This is a genomic window from Uliginosibacterium sp. H1 (assembly GCF_036017065.1).
Classification (GTDB): domain Bacteria; phylum Pseudomonadota; class Gammaproteobacteria; order Burkholderiales; family Rhodocyclaceae; genus Uliginosibacterium.
Map to the genome: position 1 here is coordinate 803293 of NZ_JAYXHR010000002.1, position 17069 is coordinate 820361.

13 protein-coding genes are annotated in these 17069 nt (G+C 67.0%); 12 read left to right on the forward strand and 1 reads right to left on the reverse strand.

Translation table 11 applies throughout. The annotated features are described in order from the left end of the window. The first annotated feature begins 242 nt into the window (after positions 1-242). From VVD47_RS13310 to VVD47_RS13325, 4 genes are all read left to right on the forward strand, one after another. Positions 243-755 (forward strand): PEP-CTERM sorting domain-containing protein, encoded by a 513-nt coding sequence (locus VVD47_RS13310; protein ID WP_327603960.1) that lies wholly within the window; start codon positions 243-245, stop codon positions 753-755. Between the two features lie 78 nt (positions 756-833). Further along, positions 834-3863 (forward strand): pectinesterase family protein, encoded by a 3030-nt coding sequence (locus VVD47_RS13315; protein WP_327603961.1) that lies wholly within the window; start codon positions 834-836, stop codon positions 3861-3863. A gap of 237 nt (positions 3864-4100) precedes the next feature. Continuing rightward, entirely contained in the window at positions 4101-5732 is a 1632-nt protein-coding gene (locus VVD47_RS13320) for a methyl-accepting chemotaxis protein (protein ID WP_327603962.1), read from the forward strand. 400 nt (positions 5733-6132) lie between these two features. Then, positions 6133-7296: a PQQ-dependent sugar dehydrogenase gene (locus tag VVD47_RS13325; protein ID WP_327603963.1), complete on the forward strand. Its 1164-nt coding sequence runs from the start codon at positions 6133-6135 to the stop codon at positions 7294-7296. 134 nt (positions 7297-7430) lie between these two features. On the opposite strand, the gene VVD47_RS13330 is transcribed toward VVD47_RS13325, so the two are convergent. Continuing rightward, positions 7431-8354 (reverse strand): LysR family transcriptional regulator, encoded by a 924-nt coding sequence (locus VVD47_RS13330; protein ID WP_327603964.1) that lies wholly within the window; start codon positions 8352-8354, stop codon positions 7431-7433. Positions 8355-8548: 194 nt separating this feature from the next. Here VVD47_RS13330 and VVD47_RS13335 point away from each other — a divergent pair, with 194 nt between their 5' ends. The 8 genes from VVD47_RS13335 to VVD47_RS13370 all read left to right on the forward strand — a co-directional run bounded on the left by VVD47_RS13335 (position 8549) and on the right by VVD47_RS13370 (position 16943). Beyond that, the gene (locus VVD47_RS13335; protein WP_327603965.1) at positions 8549-9595 is read left to right on the forward strand and encodes an ABC transporter substrate-binding protein; all 1047 of its coding nucleotides are present in this window, start codon (positions 8549-8551) and stop codon (positions 9593-9595) included. A gap of 101 nt (positions 9596-9696) precedes the next feature. Further along, positions 9697-10173, forward strand: a complete 477-nt coding sequence (locus VVD47_RS13340) for a nucleoside deaminase (protein WP_327603966.1) — start codon at positions 9697-9699, stop codon at positions 10171-10173. A gap of 36 nt (positions 10174-10209) precedes the next feature. Continuing rightward, on the forward strand, positions 10210-10710 hold the full coding sequence (locus tag VVD47_RS13345) for a thiamine pyrophosphate-binding protein (RefSeq protein WP_327603967.1): 501 nt from the start codon (positions 10210-10212) through the stop codon (positions 10708-10710). Next, the gene (locus VVD47_RS13350; protein WP_327603968.1) at positions 10707-11315 is read left to right on the forward strand and encodes a thiamine pyrophosphate-dependent enzyme; all 609 of its coding nucleotides are present in this window, start codon (positions 10707-10709) and stop codon (positions 11313-11315) included. The genes VVD47_RS13345 and VVD47_RS13350 overlap by 4 nt, the downstream gene beginning before the upstream one ends. 136 nt (positions 11316-11451) lie before the next feature. Further along, complete coding sequence (locus tag VVD47_RS13355) at positions 11452-12171, forward strand: hypothetical protein (RefSeq protein ID WP_327603969.1); 720 nt, start codon at positions 11452-11454, stop codon at positions 12169-12171. 87 nt (positions 12172-12258) lie between these two features. Further along, positions 12259-14235, forward strand: coding sequence for a DUF4914 family protein (locus VVD47_RS13360; RefSeq protein ID WP_327603970.1), 1977 nt, complete (start codon positions 12259-12261; stop codon positions 14233-14235). 232 nt (positions 14236-14467) lie between these two features. Then, complete coding sequence (locus VVD47_RS13365) at positions 14468-16180, forward strand: diphosphate--fructose-6-phosphate 1-phosphotransferase (protein ID WP_327603971.1); 1713 nt, start codon at positions 14468-14470, stop codon at positions 16178-16180. A gap of 106 nt (positions 16181-16286) precedes the next feature. Next, positions 16287-16943, forward strand: a complete 657-nt coding sequence (locus tag VVD47_RS13370; RefSeq protein WP_327603972.1) for an FKBP-type peptidyl-prolyl cis-trans isomerase — start codon at positions 16287-16289, stop codon at positions 16941-16943. Positions 16944-17069 lie beyond the last annotated feature (126 nt).

Consider the following 17069-nt stretch of genomic DNA (forward strand, 5'->3'; position numbering starts at 1 on the left):
GGGCGGTGGCCGCGAGGCTGCCGCCCTTTTTCTTTTACTGATGCCGTGGTCGCCCCACGGACCGGTTGGTATTGAAGGCGTCTTTTGATTTGTCGACAATCCTTACAAAATAAAAATATATATTTTTCAATGCCTTAATAAACATCCGCTTAGGCATTCGGCAAACAACTTGCTTCTGTGGCGGGGCGCCTTTCGCAGCGATCGAAGGGCCACGTTTATGCAATATCGATGAGGAGTGAGACATGAGCTGGAAGAAGTGGAGTGCGGCACTGTGCTGCGCATTGGGATTGAGCGTTGCGCAGGCGGGACCGCTGAGTGGTGCGACGGTGAGCGGGACATACTCGGACGGCGCGCTGATCCTTGCACCGAGCTCGCCGGTGGTGTGGGACGCAGAGTTCTACAGCGAGAACGGCGCCGGCGAGTTGTGGTTCGGCATCGACTTCCACGAAGACGGCACGGTTGATTTCTCCAGCCTGATGCCCGGCGTGAGCCCGGCCAACCAGATCTTCACCTTCGACTTCACCGGCATCAGCCAGGTGCTCGCAGGCGTTGCCATCGACTTCGGCACCATCACCCTGATCGACGCCGACAGCTTCTCGGTCGACCTCTCCGGGCTGCAGATGACCGATGACTTCGGCGTGTTCGCCACCGCCCAGCTGAGCTTCCGTGACCCGGCAGCGCAGGTCCCGCTGCCCGGCACCCTGCTGCTGGTGGGCGCCGGCCTCGGCCTGCTCGGCCTGCGTCGCCGCAGCTGAGCCCCCTCCCTGATTCATGACCCGTGCGCGCAGCCTGCGGCTGCCGCGCACGCCTGCCATCCTTCACCAGGACGCACCATGACCAAGATAGCCCTCAAGGGGATGCTGCTCGCAGCCCCCATGCTGTTTGCCGTGACGATCGCCCAGACCGTCACCCCCGACCCCGCCACGCAAAGCGCCCCCGCCGACGGCTGGGCCGGCCAGGACGGCGGCACCCAGGGCGGAGCCGCCGCCGCCGCCAACCGCATCTACGTCGTCAAGAGCCGCGCCCAGCTGCTCGCCGCGATTGCCGAAGGCAAGACCGACGCCAAGATCATCCGCGTACAAGGCCTCATCGACATGAGCGAAGGCACCGCCTTCGCCAACATGGACGACCAGAAACTGCGCGCCAAGATCGACCTCCCCTCCAACACCACGCTGATCGGCGAAGGCACCACCGCCGGCATCATCAACGGCTACATCAACGTCAGCAACAAGAGCCAGGTCATCGTCCGCAACCTCAAGATCGTCAATCCCTGCGACGTGAGTCCGGTGTTCGACCCCAACGACGGCCCCACCGGCAACTGGAACTCCGAGCTCGACGGCCTCACCGTGCAGAGCAACTCCCACCACGTGTGGATCGACCACGTCAGCTTCACCGACTCCCCGACCACCGACGATCTCGCGCCCATCGAGAACGGCATGCGCAAGCAATGCCACGACGGCGCGCTCGACATCAAGGGCGGCTCCAACTACGTCACCGTCTCCTACAGCGTGTTCGAGCTGCACAGCAAGAACAACCTGATCGGCTCCTCCGACAGTGCCACCAGCGACGAAGGCAAGCTCAAGGTCACCTTCAGCAACAACCTGTGGCGCGACATCGGCGAGCGCGCCCCGCGCGTACGCTTCGGCCAGGTGCACCTGTTCAACAACCTGTTCATCGGCAGCAAGAGCCACCCGGTGTACGCCCACAACTACAGCGTGGGCGCGGGCAAGGAAGCCAAGATCCTGTCCAACGCCAACGTGTTCGAAGTCGCCGGTGCAGCCAGCTGCGACGACGTGGTGAAGAACCCCGCGATCAACGGCGCGGCGGTGGGCAACTTCAAGGACAGTGGCTCGGTCCTCAACGGCAAGGCATTGGGCGCCTGCGCCGTGCCCAACGTCGTCACCTGGACCCCGCCCTACGCCTTCACGGCACGTCCGGCCAGCCTGGTGAAGATCAACGTGCTGGCTAACGCGGGCACCGGGAAACTCAAGGTCTCCACGACTCCTGAAGGGTCCAGCTCTTCCTCTTCCAGCTCCTCCGGTGCGGGCTCGACCTCGTCCAGTTCCTCCTCGGGTGCCGGCTCGACGTCGAGTTCCTCTTCCTCCGGCGGCAGCCTCAACCTTTCCGTGACCGGCCCCGGTGCGGGGGCGGATGGCTCCAGCAAGGGCACGACCAGCTTCGGCAACATCAAGGACGCGAAGATCGCCACCTTCTGGACGCCGGACGACGGTGACACCGAGAAGCGCGCCTGCGTGAAGTGGAGCACCGCGCAGACCATCGACCGCATCATCCTGCGCGAAGAGGGCACGGCCGTCGGCGAATGGCGCATCTGGGACTACAACAACACCGCTGCCCCGGCACTGCTGATCTCGGGTAACGGTGGCATCGGTGCGGAACGCATCATCGATGTCGTGCCGGCCGTCGTCAGCAAGAAGCTGTGCCTGGCGATCCCGGGCTCGCTCGGCGCGAAGATCACCGAACTGGAAACCTACGGCCCGGCGGGCAGCGGTTCGTCCAGCTCGTCGTCTTCGTCGTCGGGTGGCACCACCAGCAGTTCGTCCTCTTCGTCCGGCGCGGGCTCCTCGGGCACGGGCAGCACTTCGTCCAGCTCCTCCTCCAGCTCCAGTGGCGGCCCGGTGGCTTGCGTACCGACGCCGCTGAACATCCAGCCGATCGCCGGTGCGGCGGTCGCGGGCACGGTGAATCGTCCGCAGCTGACCGATGCCGAAGCCAGCAACGCCACCATCCTGGCGACGCTGGCCAAGGCCGGCCAGGTCGAGGCGCAGGTCACCGACAACTGGGATCCGGTCAGCAACGGCATCGGTGACGTGTGCGGCTTCACGCCGACCTACACCATCGCCGCCGATGGCTCCGGCACCCACACCACGGTGCAGGGCGCCATCGATGCCGCCACGGCGGCAGGCGGCACGGCACGCGTGTACATCAACGTGAAGCCGGGCACCTACCGCGAGCAGGTCTGCGTCAAGAACGCCCCGCCGATCACGCTGTACGGCACCAGCGCCGACGCCAGCCAGGTGGTCATCGTCAACAACAAATCCAACGGCACGCCGAAGGATGCCGCCCTGGTGCTGAACGCCTGCGAAGGCCGCGGCGGCCAGGCCACCTACGGCACCAGCGGCAGCACCACCTTCCTCGCCTACGCCGCCGGCTTCCAGGCGAAGAACATCACCATCGCCAACGACTTCGACGAGTCGACGTCCAGCAGCGGCCTGCAGGCCGTGGCGCTGACCACCTCGGCCGACAAGGTCATCCTGGAGAACGTGCGCCTGCTCGGCCACCAGGACACCTTCCAGCCGAAGTCGGGCAATACCGGTACGGTGGCACGCGTGTATGTCGCCGGCAGCTACATCGAAGGCGACGTGGACTTCGTGTTCGGCCGCGCGGTGACGGTGTTCAACGGCGTGACCTTCAAGCAGCTGGTCAACCGCCTCAACGCCAACGGCAACTACCAGAAGACCGGTTATGTCTTTGCGCCGGCCCACCCGCAGAACTACACGGCGGGCTTCCTGGTGACCAACAGCGTGTTCACAGCCGAGACCACCGCGCCCGACGGCACCGCCACCGAGAACACCCTGCAACTGGGCCGTGCCTGGGATGACAGCAGTGGCGCCTACACGGCCACCGATGCCACCTTCAACGTGCCCAACGGCCTGGCCGTGATCCGCAATTCGCTGATCGGCGTGCAGGTGCAGAAGGCCACCCCCTGGGGCCCGGCGGCCTCCACCAACCGTGCGTACAGCTCCACCACGCCGCAGACCATCACCTTCGGTGGCGTGTCGCGTACCTTCCCGGTGAACCGCCTGTACGAGTACTTCAACAGCGGCGCGGGCGCGACGCCCTGATGCTTTGAAGCGTATGGCGCCCCGGCGCCATACGCCGTGGTATGCGACCCCCGTCTCCTTGCAGAGCGGGGGTTTTTCTTTGGGCGCAACAGCGCCCCCAGCACTTTCGTTCGTAAATATTTGATTCCTGAGCCATCTGTCCGGACGGACGGCTTCAAGGCAACCCGGCGAGACCCGTTAGTGCGGCGATAGAGCGCAAAAAGCGCCGACCAACAACCCACTTGGATGACCGCCGACATGAATTTCCTGGAACACCTGCGGGTGAGCACCCGCCTGACCGTACTCGTCGTTGCCGTACTGATCGGCTTCGTCCTGATGACTGCCACGGTCGCCTTCAAGACCCGCGACGACGCCCTCACGGCGCACCGCGAGCGCCTGCACCACCTCGTCGATATCTCGGTGGGGGTCATCAACTACTACCAGGTCCTGGAAGCGGCCGGCAAGCTGCCGCGCGCCGATGCCCAGGCGCAGGCGCGCGAGACACTGCGCAAGCTGCGCTACGGCCACAACGACTACTACTACATCATCGATTTCGACGGCCGCATGGTGTTGCAGGACCCGGTCCCCGCCAACGAGGGCAAGGTCATGCTGGGCACCGCCGACGCGTCCGGCTTCCGCCTCTACGACGCCATCCTGGCGGCCGGCAAGCGCGGCGAAGGCTACGTGGACTATGTGTTCCAGCGCCCCGGCGGCACCGAACCGTCCCCCAAGCTGGCCTACATCAAGGGCATTCCGGCCTGGGGCTGGGCCGTCGGCACCGGGGTGTATGTGGACGACGTGTCGGCCGCCGTGCGCCACAGCGTGCTGATCATCTCGATCGTCTCGCTGGCGACGCTGGCCGTCGTCGTGCTGATCGGCGTCCTGATTTCCGGCAGCATCGTGCGCCAGCTCGGCGGCGAGCCGGCTGCCGTCATGCAGTACATGCGCCGGGCCGCTGCAGGAGACCTGCGCGTGCAGTTCGACGCACCCACCGGGCGCGACAGCATCCTGGGTGCGCTGCGCGACATGCTGGGCAGCCTGTCGGGCCTGGTCGGCGAGGTCAAGCGCAGTGCCCAGACGCTGACCGGCAATGCCGGCGAGCTCGCCGACAGCGCGCGGCAGATCTCCAGCGCGGCCAGCCACCAGTCGGATGCCACCTCTTCGATGGCGGCCGCCGTCGAGGAGATGACGGTGGCCATCAACCACATTGCCGACAACGCGCGCCAGACCGAAGAGCAGTCGGACGCCGCGGCGCAGATGGCGGGAGAAGGCGAGGCCCGCGCCAACGACGCGGTGGCGCAGATCGACGCCATCTCGGCGACGGTGGGCGAAGCCAGTGTCAGCGTCGGTGCCCTGGGGCAGCGCGTCGACGAGATCGGCGGGATTGCGGCGGTCATCAAGGAAATCGCCAACCAGACCAACCTGCTGGCATTGAATGCCGCCATCGAAGCCGCGCGTGCCGGCGAGCAGGGCCGTGGCTTCGCGGTGGTCGCGGACGAAGTGCGCGGCCTCGCGGAACGTACCGCCACGGCCACCGTACGCATCGAGCAGATGATCCAGACCGTGCAGCACGATACGCGGCAGGTCGTGGCGGTGATGGAAGCCGCGGTGCCGCAGGCGCAGACCGGCGTGAAGCAGGCCCGCGAGGCGGCGGCTTCGCTGGGCAGCATGCGCGAAGGCGCGCAGACCTCACGCATGCTGGTGCGCGAGGTGGCCGAGTCCACCCGCGAGCAGGGCCTGGCCAGCACCAGCATTGCGCAGCAGGTGGAGAAGGTCGCCAACATGGTGGAGGAAATGAGCGCCAGTGCCAGTAACACCAGTGGCACGGCCGACCACGTGGAGCAGGTCGCCCGCGACCTGCAGGGCATGGTGGAGAAGTTCCAGCTCTAGTCCTGCCGCAGCGTCGTGATGCAGGGGATGGTGCCGATGGAAAACGCCGGAGCGGTTACCCGGTCCGGCGTTGGCGCATCGGCGTAGCGATGCGATACGGGCCGCTCTTGCGCGGCCACTGTTGGCCCTGCATCAGGACTTCGTCACCTCCGTGTCACCCTCCAACACCTCCTGCAAGTGTCTTCGATGATTCAAGGTAGGCGCCCCGACGCGGGCGCGCCTTGAGCTGCGTCAAGTAGATCGGCGCGGTGGCCGCGTCCCCGGCCATGACCATGTGCTCGCGTGCCGGGATGGCGATTGGCGTCCGTAGCCCGCCACTGCCCGTGATGTCCCGGCTGCGCAGCGGGAACGGATGCCGCATCAGGCGCGTCTGACGCAGACGCAACCTCCGGAAGGCATCATGAACCCACGCTACCTGTCCCGGCGCCGCCTGCTCGCGGCCGCTAGCCTGCTCGTCCCCGCATTGCTCGCCTCACCGTCCGGCCACGCGCAGACCGAGCGCAAGCAACTCGCCAGCGAGCAGTTGCGCCTGCAGGTCGACACCGTCGCCAAAGGCCTGGAGAACCCCTGGGCGATAGCCTTCCTGCCGGATGGCCGCATGCTGGTGACCGAGCGCCCCGGCCGTCTGCGCGTGGTGGCCGCGGACGGCAAACTGTCGGCGCCGGTGGCCAATGTGCCGGCGGTGTCGGCGCGCGGGCAGGGTGGCTTGCTGGACGTGATCCTCGATCCCGACTTCGCCAGCAACCGCACGATCTTCCTGTCGTACTCCGAGCCGCGCGACGGTGGCAACGGCACCGCCATCGCACGGGGGCGGCTGAACGACGCAGCCACCGCGCTGGAGAACGTACAGGTCATCTTCCGCCAGCAGCCGACTTACGACGGCACCCATCACTTCGGCTCGCGCCTCGTCGTGGCGCGCGACGGCAAGCTGTTCGTCACCCTGGGGGAACGCAACAACCTGCGCGACAAGGCGCAGGAGCTCGACAACCATCTCGGCAAGGTGGTGCGCATCGAGCGCGACGGCAGCGTGCCCAGGGACAACCCCTTCGTCGGCCGTGCGGGTGCGAAGCCGGAGATCTGGAGCTACGGCCACCGCAACCCGCAGTCGGCGGCGCTGCACCCGGACACTGGCGTGTTGTGGACCGTGGAGCACGGCGCGCGCGGTGGCGACGAGATCAACATCCCGCAGGCCGGCAAGAACTACGGCTGGCCGGTGATCAGCTACGGTCGCCACTACAGCATGCTGCCGATCGGCGAGGGCACAACCAAGCCCGGCATGGAACAGCCACTGCACTACTGGGACCCGTCCATCGCGCCCTCCGGCATGGCCTTTGTGACCAGTCCGCTGTTCCCGCAATGGAAGGGCAACATGCTGGTCGGCGCGCTGGCCGGCCAGCACCTCATGCGCGTGACGCTGGACGGCAACAAGGTGACGGGGCAGGAGAAGCTGCTGGCCGATCTGGACGCGCGCATCCGCGATGTGCGGCAGGGGCCGGATGGTGCCGTGTGGGTGTTGACCGACGCCAGCGATGGCAAGCTGATCCGCATCACGCCGGCTAAGTGAAGCCCTGACAGAATGATTCTGGCGTTGTTGTGCCGCCTTGCCGTACCAAGTTGTACTGTCTGCGGCGGCACGCCTAGCCACTCATTTGCAACGTCGGCTTCGCTTCATCCTGTCAGGGATTCCAGGTCGGTTGCTCAGCCCTCGTGCAGCGCCTCCACGCTGTCGCTGAGCATCGCCGCGAGCGCGGCCGGTGCTTCCGGTTGGCGGCCCTGACCGGCCGCGGCGAGGATCAGGCGGCGCGGCTTCAGGCGGCTGTCCTGCAGCGGCACGAACACCAGCTCGCCGCGGCGTAGCTCCGGCGTCACGCCCAGCCGCGTCTGGAAGCTGATGCCGTGGCCGCGCACCGCGAAGGCCACCAGCTCGTCGATGGAGTTGGTGCGCGCCCGCACCTGGAAGCCGATGCCCTCGTCGGCGGCCAGTTCGTCGATGAGACGCCCCAGCGTGAGTTGTACGTCGGCCAGCAACACATGCTGGTTGGTGAAGTCGCGCAGGCGTACCGAGGCTTCCCCGGCCCTGGGGTGATCCGGCCGCAGCAGGGCGCCGACATGCGTCGTGGCGGCGGCCAGCCGGCGCGCGTTGCGCGGCACCCGTACGTCGAAGGCAATGGCGAGATCGCAGTCGCCAGCGGCCACCGCTTCCAGCGCCTCGCGTGAGCCGGCGGTACGCAGGCTCACGCTGACATTCGGGTGGCGTTCCCAGAAGGCCGACAGCACGTCCGGCAACAGGCCGCGCATCGCACTCTCCACCGCCACCACGCTGACACGGCCGCGCCGCAGGCCCTGCAGGTCGTCGATGAAGGCGCAGGCCTGGTTCAGCGCGCGGCTGCTGGCCTGGGCGTGGTACGCCAGCGTCTCGCCGGCGCTGGTCATGTGCAGGCGCTGGCGCACGCGCTCGAACAGCGGCGCGCCGAGGTCCTCCTCCAGTTGTCGCAGGCTGCGGCTGATGACCGACGGCGCGACGTTGAGGAACTGTGCCGCGCGGCGGATCGAGCCGTGCGTGACCACGGCCTGGAAGTACTCCAGCCGCGTCGAGACCAGGCCCAGGCGATACAGATCCATGTGCGTGTTCCTTCAGACGACATGTTGCTCGATGGGCAACAAGCTGTTCGATTTTATCCGTCTATCGCGAATGGAAAGCCGGCTCCTAGAATGCGGCTCATACACGGCAATGACGCCGGTCCCCGATGGAAACGTGTATGGCACCGCCGCCCTGCGACGCCCGGAGGTCCCTCTCTTTCCCCGAAGGACCCGTCATGAAACCGTTCCAACGCCTGCGCGCAGCCTTCCTCGGCGCGGCGCTCGTCCTGTCCTCCGCCTTCACCGCTGCCGTCGCGGCCGATCCGGTCAACGTGCGCTTCATCCTCGACTGGAAGGCGCAGGGGCCGCATTCCTGGTTCTACTACGCCCGCGACGCCGGCTACTTCAAGGAAGAGGGCCTCAACGTGGTGATCGACCAGGGCGATGGCTCCGCCGCAGCGGTGACCCGCATCATGACCGGCACCTACGACGCCGGCTTCGGCGACATCAACGCCAGCATCCAGATGGCCGCGCAGCAGCCCGGCAAGGCGCCGGTGATGGTGTCGCTGCTGTACAACCGCGCGCCCTTCGCGATCATCGCGCGCCGCGACACCGGCATCACCACGCTGAAGGCACTGGAGGGCCGCACCATCCTGACCCCGGCCGGCTCGGCCACCTTCAAGCTGTTCCCGGCGCTGGCGCAGAAGAATGGCGTGGATGCCGCCAAGGTGAAGGTGAACAACGCCGCGCCCAACCTCATCGAGCAACTGCTGGTGCGCAAGGAGTCCGACGCGGTCGCGCAGTTCGGCGCCACCAGCTACATGAACTTCATCGCGATGGGGCTGGACCCGGAGAAGGACTTCAACTGGTTCTTCTACAGCGACCACGGCCTCGATGTGTATTCGAACGGCATCCTCGTGTCGCCGCAGCTGCTGCGCGAGAAGCCGGAGGCGGTGCGCGGCCTGCTGCGCGCCATCCACCGCGCCATCCGCGACATCGCCGTCGCGCCGGACAAGGGCATCGCCTCCCTGAAGACGGTGGAGCCGCTGACCGATGCGAAGCTGGAGCGGCAACGCATGCTCTACATGCTGAAGCACCAGATGTACACGCCGGAGACCGCCGAGCTGGGCCTGGGCGATCTGAAGGACAGCCGCCTCGCGGCTTCCATCGACACCATCGCCGCGGCCTACGAACTGAAGCAGAAGCCCGCCGTCGGCGAGATCTTCAACCGCAGCTTCCTGCCGCCGAAAGCGGAGCGGGTGCTGCCGCCCCTCGCCAACTGAAGTTTCTTTCCCGATGGCGCCGGCCAGGGCCGGCCGGTGCCGTCATCACACCGCATACCGATTGAACCGTTTGCCGACGACGGCAAGGAGCACAGCAGAGCATGCAGAACGAACACGAGAAATTCATGGCGATGGCGATCGCCGAGGCCAAGGCCGGCGCCGCCATGGGCGAGCAACCCTTCGGCGCCGCGGTGGTGCTCAACGGCGAGGTGGTGGTGTTGAGCCGCTCGCTGAAGGTGTCGACCTCCGACACCACGGCACACTCCGAAACGCTGGCCATCAAGATGGCCACGCAGAAGCTGGGCCAGCGCCGCATTCCCGGCGCGGTCTTCTACTCCACCTGCGAGCCCTGCCCGATGTGTCTGGGCGCGGTGCTCAACGCCGGCATCCAGACCCTGGTGCTCGGCGCGCGCAACGAGGACATCAAGCAGCTCGCCACCCTGGCCTTCAACTTCAAGGACTACTCGGTGGAGCGCTTCGCCGACATGGTGGGCTGGAACCTGAACCTGGTCACCGACGTGCTGCACGAGGAGTGCGTGGACCTCTACCGCACGGCCAAGGTCGAGCTGTCGCGCTGAGCGGCCCTCCCTGCTACCCACACAAGGTGAAATGACATGAAGCAATCCGCTGTCGACGCGGTGCTGCGCGGCCTCAAGGCCGCTGGCGTCAGCGTCGTCTGCTACCTGCCGGACTCGCTGTTCAAGGAGCTGTACCCGGCGCTGGATGCCGACCCGGACATCCGCACCATCCGCGTCACCAACGAAGGTGAGGGCGCGGCCATCTGCGGCGGCCTGTTCCTGTCCGGCAAGCGGGGCGCGCTGGTGATGGAGAACTCCGGCCTGCGCGCCTCCATCGAGCCACTGGCGCGCATGGGCATGGGCGCCGGCATCCCGGTGGTGATGCTGATGAGCTATCGCGGCGAACTCGGCGAGAACAACTGGTGGGCCATCCCGCACGGCATGACCATGGAGCCGCTGCTCAATGCCATGCGCATTCCCTACAAGGTGGTGTCGGACGAGGAAGACATCGAGCGCGCCATCGCGCATGCCTTCGACTGGTCCTACGCCGCCTACTACCACTCGGCCATCGTCCTGGGCGGGAGCATCGTGCGATGAAACGTTATGACTGCATGAAGGCCCTCGCGGCCCGTCTGAAGGACGAGCTGGTGATCCTGTCGCTGGGCGCCAGCGTGGACGAGTGGTACAACGCCGCGCCGCACATGCGCGAGGCCAGCCTGTTCCAGCAGCAGCTGGGCTGCGTGACGCCACAGGCTTTCGGCCTCGCCGTCGGCCTGCCGCATCGTCGCATCGTGTCGCTGGATACCGATGGCGGCATGATGTTCAACCTCGGCATCCTTGCGACGCTGGGCAACGAGAAACCGGCCAACCTCTTCGTGGTGGTGTGGGACAACGAGTGCTACCAGTCCATCGGCGGCCCACCGACGCACACCGCCTTCGGCAACGTCGACATCGCGGCCATCGCGCGCGGCGCCGGCATCGCCAACGCGCACACCGCGCGCACGGTGGAGGAGTTCGACGCCCACTGCGCCGCTGGCCTCGCCGCGCAGGAACCCTACGTGGTGGTCGCCAAGGTTGCCGGCACCGTGCAGCCGGACATCCGCCGCAAACACAGCGACGGACGCGAGGACAAGTACATCTTCGTGCGCCACGTGGAGAAGACCGAGGGCATCGTCATCATGGGGCCGAGCGAGCACAACTAGCGGAGCAGGGCGTGCGCAATTCCCGGCCCGCCGGGCATTGCAGCACCCGGCCCGTGTGCGTCCTGATAGGCTTCGCGCCCGCAGTTCATGCCATGCGCAAACTGCGAGATGACGAACTCTGTTTTGGACAATCAAAATGAAGAATAGCTTTGGGGGAATTGCCCGACTGGCCTTGCTGGCCACGGGTCTGCAATTGCTGTCGCTGCCCGCGCAGGCGCTGACGGTGGAGGTACAGGGAGATGTGGCGGTGCTCGGAGGGTCGATGGATTACCCCGACGGGCGTCGTCTGAAGGCGGCGTATGAGCAGGGTGTGCGTACGTTCGTGCTGCGTCGAGTCGCGGGTGGTGATATGAACGCGATCTACGCAACGGCGGACGTCCTGGGTGACCTGAAAGTGCGTGTCGTACTCGATGGTGTGTGCTCCGGCGGTTGCGAGCAACTGCTGGCGGCTGGAGTGGAGCGTCGGTTCATGCCGCCGACGAAAGACGGCATCACCGCGGTACTGATCCGCGGCGCGATGTACTACGGCGACTCAACTGGGCCATCGAACATGCCGCAGTCGTATGCGCTCGCGCGCAGCATTCTCGCCCCGGCCATTCCCAGCGAGCTGATCCGCAAGCACACCAACGGTTCCCGGATTGACGGCGCACTGGTGATCATTCCCGATGGTTCCGATGCGGGAGTCCTCGACTGCGACAGCCTGAAAGGAGCTCCTGCCTCGTGCCGGCAGGTTCAGGGACTTGATGGTTCAAGCAGCGGGCTGTTCACGAACCTCGAACCGTGGGTACCGGCACTGAAGACCAGGGAGCCCGATGCCCGCTCTACCGACGCGAGCGGTGCCGGCTCGCGTCCTTAAGCCCCACGAAGCTTAAGCACGATCAAGTTTTCTTCGGACGGCCAGCGTTAGCCTAGGGCAAACCCTAGCAAACCAAGGCCGCCCACCATGGACCACGTCGCCGACCCGAGCGCGCACAGCGCTTCCGCTACCCTGGACTTCGCCCGCGACTGGGCCGAGCTGGGCCTGCCGCCGCATGTCATCGAAGTGCTGGGTGCGGCGCCGAAACTCTTCGTGCCGACCTGCCGCGAAGACCTGCTCGACTGGGCGCTGGGCCGCGAGGCCGGCAGCACCGACTGGAGCGCCGGCAACCGCGACGACAAGGCGGAGTACCGCGCGGTCTTCGACGTGGCCGGTCTCGGCGAGGTGACGGAGGCGGTGGTCACCAAGGCGCGCAACGGCCTGGCGATCAACTTCACCGATCCCAAGCTGCGCCGCCGCGACCCGGACGCGATGGTCATCGGCGACGACCTGCCGACCGACAAGCCGACCTACCAGACCCGCTTCGGCGAGCGCTTCGACCGCACCCGCCAGCAGACCCTGGACTGGCTGAAGGGTCGCGACCTGATCGTGGTGCCCTTCAACGCCGGCCCGCCGCAACTCGGCTACGGCGCGCTGCTGATCTGCCCGAAGGAAGCAGGCTTCTTCGCCGCCGCGATGGCCGATCTGCAGGGCATGATTCCCGGCAACGCGGTGCCGGCCAGCTTCCGCCTGAATGCCGGCGTGCTGTTCGTGGCACCGCCGTTCCGCCATACCCACTTCGACGGTCGCCAAGTGGTAGTGCACGCGCGCTGCGAGACGCACCAGGAGATCTTCGCCTACAACCTGTACCCCGGCCCCAGCGCCAAGAAGGGCGTGTACTCCCTGCTGCTGGACATCGGCGAGCGCGAGGGCTGGACCACCAACCACTGCGCCGCGGTGCGCGTGGTGACGCCCTACGACAACAGCCTCGTCATCATGCACGAGGGTGCCTCGGGCGGCGGCAAGAGCGAGATGACCGAGCACATCCACCGCATGGATGACGGCCGCCTGCTGCTGGGCCGCAATGTCATCACCGGCGAGGAACGCACGCTGGTGCTGCCGGAGGCCTGCCACCTGGAACCGCTGGCCGACGACATGGCGGTGGCGCATCCGCTGCTCAACAACGGCCAGCGCAAGCTGCGCATCCTGGACGCGGAGCACGGCTGGTTCGTGCGGGTGGACCACATCACCCGCTACGGCACCGCGCCGCAGCTGGAGCGCCTGTGCATCCACCCCGAGCGCCCGCTGATCTTCCTGAACCACTACGCGGTGCCCGGTGGCCAGTGCCTGATCTGGGAACACGTCGAGGACGCGCCCGGCAAGCCCTGCCCGAACCCGCGCGTGGTGATCCCGCGCGACATGGTGGAAGACATCGGCCAGGGCCCGGTTGCGGTGAACGTGCGCAGCTTCGGCGTGCGCTGTCCGCCCACGCACAAGGACAGCCCGCAGTACGGCATTGTCGGCATGCTGCACGTCCTCAACCCGGCGCTGGCCTGGTTGTGGCGTCTGGTCGCGCCGCGCGGCCACGCCAATCCCAGCATCCAGGATTCCAAGGGCATGCAGAGCGAGGGCGTGGGTTCGTACTGGGCCTTCTGCACCGGTCGCCGCGTGGACCAGGCCAACCTGCTGCTGCGCCAGATCGTCGACCACCCGGACACCCGCTACGTGCTGATCCCCAACCAGTACGTCGGCGCCTGGAAGGTCGGCTTCATGGCCGAGTGGGTGGCGCGCGAATACCTGGCGCGCCGTGGCGGCGCACGCTTCCGTCGCGAGCAGTTGTCCGACGCCGCGCTGCCGCTGCTGGGCCATGTGCCGAAGCAGATGCAGATCGAAGGCACGATGATCCCGCGCATGTTCCTCGACATCACCCGCCAGAGCGATTGCGGCGCGGAGGTGTACGAAGAAGGTGCCCGCCAGTGGCGCGAGTTCTTCGCCCGCGAGCTGAAGCCCTTCCTGGTGCCGGAGCTGGACCCGCTGGGCCGCCGCATCATCGAGGCAGCGATCGCCGGTGCCAGCCAGGACGAGCTGTGGAAGCTCATTCCGCACGCCATGTTCGAAGACTGAGCGGCAACGAGTAACCGGGAGTGGGGCCGATCGCCCCGGCTCCCCTGCGGCCTGCCTGCGATCCGGGCAGGCCGCTTTCTTTTGGTCCGGCCCTCGCCAGATCGCGCCCGGTGGCTGCTTGCGGCCGGCCGGAACGGCATACGGGCGGGCAGAACGGGACCACGCCTACTGACAAATCCACCTCATCGTGCTCAAAATGCGGGTCTACCCCATCAACGAGAAGACAGACATCGTGGCTGCCCTGACTGACCTGCTGACCGCCATGGAGGAGCGCCGCTCCCCCTTCGAGAACGCCGTTCGTGAATTGCCGCTGCCGATCTCCGGCGCTTTCGGCGATCCTGCCGCCCCCCGTGTGCCGAATTTCTGGCCGGGCGATGACAGCCTGCCCGGCGGCGACGCCCTGGTGCAGGGTGAATACCCCCGCTGCACCACCCGCAACGGCACCCGTGTGCTGGAGGCCAGCGGCGTGCTGGGCGCCGTGCCGAAGGGCCTGCGCGTCGCGGCGCTGTTCTCCGGCGGCCCGGCGGCTGGCGGCCACAACGTGCTGGTGGGCCTGCACCGGCTGCTGGCCCCGGCCTGCACCCTGCTGGGCGTGCGCGGTGGCCCCGGCGGCCTGCTCAAGGGCAAGCTGTTCGAGATCAGCGACGCGGACATCGCCCGCATCACCAACACCGGCGGTTTCGACTTCCTGGGTACCGACCGCACCAAGATCCGCAGCGCGGAACAGATCGAGGCCGTGCGCCAGGTCTGTGCCGACCAGTCGATCAACGCCATCGTCATCATCGGTGGCGACGACTCCAACACCAATGCCGCACTGCTGGCCGAGGCCCTGTTCGCCAACGTGCATGCGGATGGCCGTGGCGTGCAGGTCATCGGCGTGCCCAAGACCATCGACGGCGACCTGCAGTACGGCGACCTGCTGCCGATCTCCTTCGGCTTCGACACCGCCACGCGCATCTATGGCGAACTGGTGGGCAACATCGCCAGCGATACGCTGTCCTCGCGCAAGTACTGGCACTTCGTGAAGCTGATGGGCCGCGCGGCGTCGCACGTCACGCTGGAAGTGGCCCTGCAGACGCGCCCGGCGCTCACCCTGATCTCCGAAGAGGCGGCGCGCGAAGGCTGGTCGCTGGCCGCCATCGTGCAGCGCGTGGCCGACACCATCCTGGCGCGCGCAGACGCCGGCATCCATCACGGCATCGTGCTCATCCCGGAAGGCCTGATCGACTTCGTGCCCGAGATGCACGATCTCATCGAGGCACTCAACGACGCACTGGCCCACGCCACCGATCTCGCGGGCCTGTCTGCCGAGCAACGTCACGGCCGCATCGTCGGCACCCTGACGCCGGCGCACGCCAGGCTGCTCGCCAGCCTGCCCGGCTACCTGCAGAACGAGCTGCTGGCCGACCGCGACTCGCACGGCAACCTGCAGCTCTCGCTGATCGCCACCGAGCAACTGTTGATCGACATGGTGAGCGCCAAGCTGGCCGCCGAGGCGCCGGACGTGCCCTTCGCCGCGCAGGCCCACTTCTTCGGTTACGAGGGCCGCTGCGGCGCGCCCACGCTGTTCGACGCCGCCTACTGCTACAACCTCGGCCTCACCGCCGCGTCGCTGATCCTGGGCGGCCACACCGGCTACATGGCCACCATCGGCCACCTGGCCCGCGGCGGCCAGCCGCTGGCGCTGCCGCTCACCGGCATGCTGACGGTGGAGAAGCGCCACGGCCAGAATGCCTTCGTCATCGAGAAGGCACTGGTCAAGGTAGACGGCGCGGCGATGCGCTACTTCGTCAGCCGCCGTGACGACTGGGCGGCTCGCGACTGCTTCGCCTCGCCGGGCCCGCGCCAGTTGTGGGGCCCCACTTCCAGCCAGATTCCCGCCACCGTCGCGCTCGACCGGAGCCTGGCCTCGCTCGACATCCGCTTCGGCCGCAAGGAGGGCTGAACGCGCGATCCGATCACGCCCGGCAGCTTCGGGTATGCTGCCGGGCGCTACAAGAACAAGACCCGACAACTGCGCCACTGATGCGCTACCTGATCAAGGACACACCATGAAACGTATCGCTGTCACGGCCGCCCTGGCGGTCATCTCGTTCTCCGCGCTGGCCGCGGAGATGACCGAAGACCAGAAGACCCTGTACGCGCTGGGCCAGGCCCTCGCCCGCCCCGCCGGCCAGTTCACGCTGAGCCCGGCCGAGCAGGAAGTGGTCAAGCAAGGCATGGCCGACGGCCTGTCCGGCAAGAAGCCCGCCGTCGACATGGAGGTCTACCTGCCCAAGGTGCAGGCGCTGGCCATGAGCCGTCGTTCCGTCATCGCCGACAAGGCCGCCGCCGAGGGCAAGGCCTTCGCCGACAAGGCCGCCAAGGAAAAGGGCGCCCAGAAGACCGCCTCCGGCCTGGTGTACATCCCGATCAAGGCCGGCACCGGCGCCACGCCGAAGGCCGAGGACAAGGTGAAGGTGCACTACACCGGCACGCTGACCAATGGCGAAGTCTTCGACAGCTCCGTCAAGCGCGGCACCCCGGCGGAATTCCCGCTCAATGGCGTCATCAAGTGCTGGACCGAAGGCGTGCAGAAGATGAAGGTCGGCGGCAAGGCCCGCCTGGTCTGCCCTGCCGACATCGCCTACGGCGAAAACGGCCAGGGCCCGATCCCGCCCAAGGCCACGCTGAACTTCGAGGTCGAGCTGATCGAGATCGTGAAGTAAAGCGGTTCTGCTGTAGGGTGCATAACGGCCATCTGAGGGTGGCCGTTCGCATTTTAGATGCGAGCGTTTTGATGATGCCTTGGCTGAGCCCTTCGAATCCGGGAATGCCCGTGCGAGCACGTAGGT

What these genes read in the sequence shown, in the direction of transcription:
- VVD47_RS13350 (WP_327603968.1), top strand. Translation starts at nt 10,707, where the DNA reads ATGAAACGTTATGACTGCATGAAGGCCCTCGCGGCCCGTCTGAAGGAC.
- VVD47_RS13355 (WP_327603969.1), top strand. Translation starts at nt 11,452, where the DNA reads ATGAAGAATAGCTTTGGGGGAATTGCCCGACTGGCCTTGCTGGCCACG.
- VVD47_RS13320 (WP_327603962.1), top strand. Translation starts at nt 4,101, where the DNA reads ATGAATTTCCTGGAACACCTGCGGGTGAGCACCCGCCTGACCGTACTC.
- VVD47_RS13345 (WP_327603967.1), top strand. Translation starts at nt 10,210, where the DNA reads ATGAAGCAATCCGCTGTCGACGCGGTGCTGCGCGGCCTCAAGGCCGCT.
- VVD47_RS13335 (WP_327603965.1), top strand. Translation starts at nt 8,549, where the DNA reads ATGAAACCGTTCCAACGCCTGCGCGCAGCCTTCCTCGGCGCGGCGCTC.
- VVD47_RS13340 (WP_327603966.1), top strand. Translation starts at nt 9,697, where the DNA reads ATGCAGAACGAACACGAGAAATTCATGGCGATGGCGATCGCCGAGGCC.
- VVD47_RS13310 (WP_327603960.1), top strand. Translation starts at nt 243, where the DNA reads ATGAGCTGGAAGAAGTGGAGTGCGGCACTGTGCTGCGCATTGGGATTG.
- VVD47_RS13315 (WP_327603961.1), top strand. Translation starts at nt 834, where the DNA reads ATGACCAAGATAGCCCTCAAGGGGATGCTGCTCGCAGCCCCCATGCTG.
- VVD47_RS13370 (WP_327603972.1), top strand. Translation starts at nt 16,287, where the DNA reads ATGAAACGTATCGCTGTCACGGCCGCCCTGGCGGTCATCTCGTTCTCC.
- VVD47_RS13360 (WP_327603970.1), top strand. Translation starts at nt 12,259, where the DNA reads ATGGACCACGTCGCCGACCCGAGCGCGCACAGCGCTTCCGCTACCCTG.
- VVD47_RS13330 (WP_327603964.1), bottom strand. Translation starts at nt 8,354, where the DNA reads ATGGATCTGTATCGCCTGGGCCTGGTCTCGACGCGGCTGGAGTACTTC.
- VVD47_RS13325 (WP_327603963.1), top strand. Translation starts at nt 6,133, where the DNA reads ATGAACCCACGCTACCTGTCCCGGCGCCGCCTGCTCGCGGCCGCTAGC.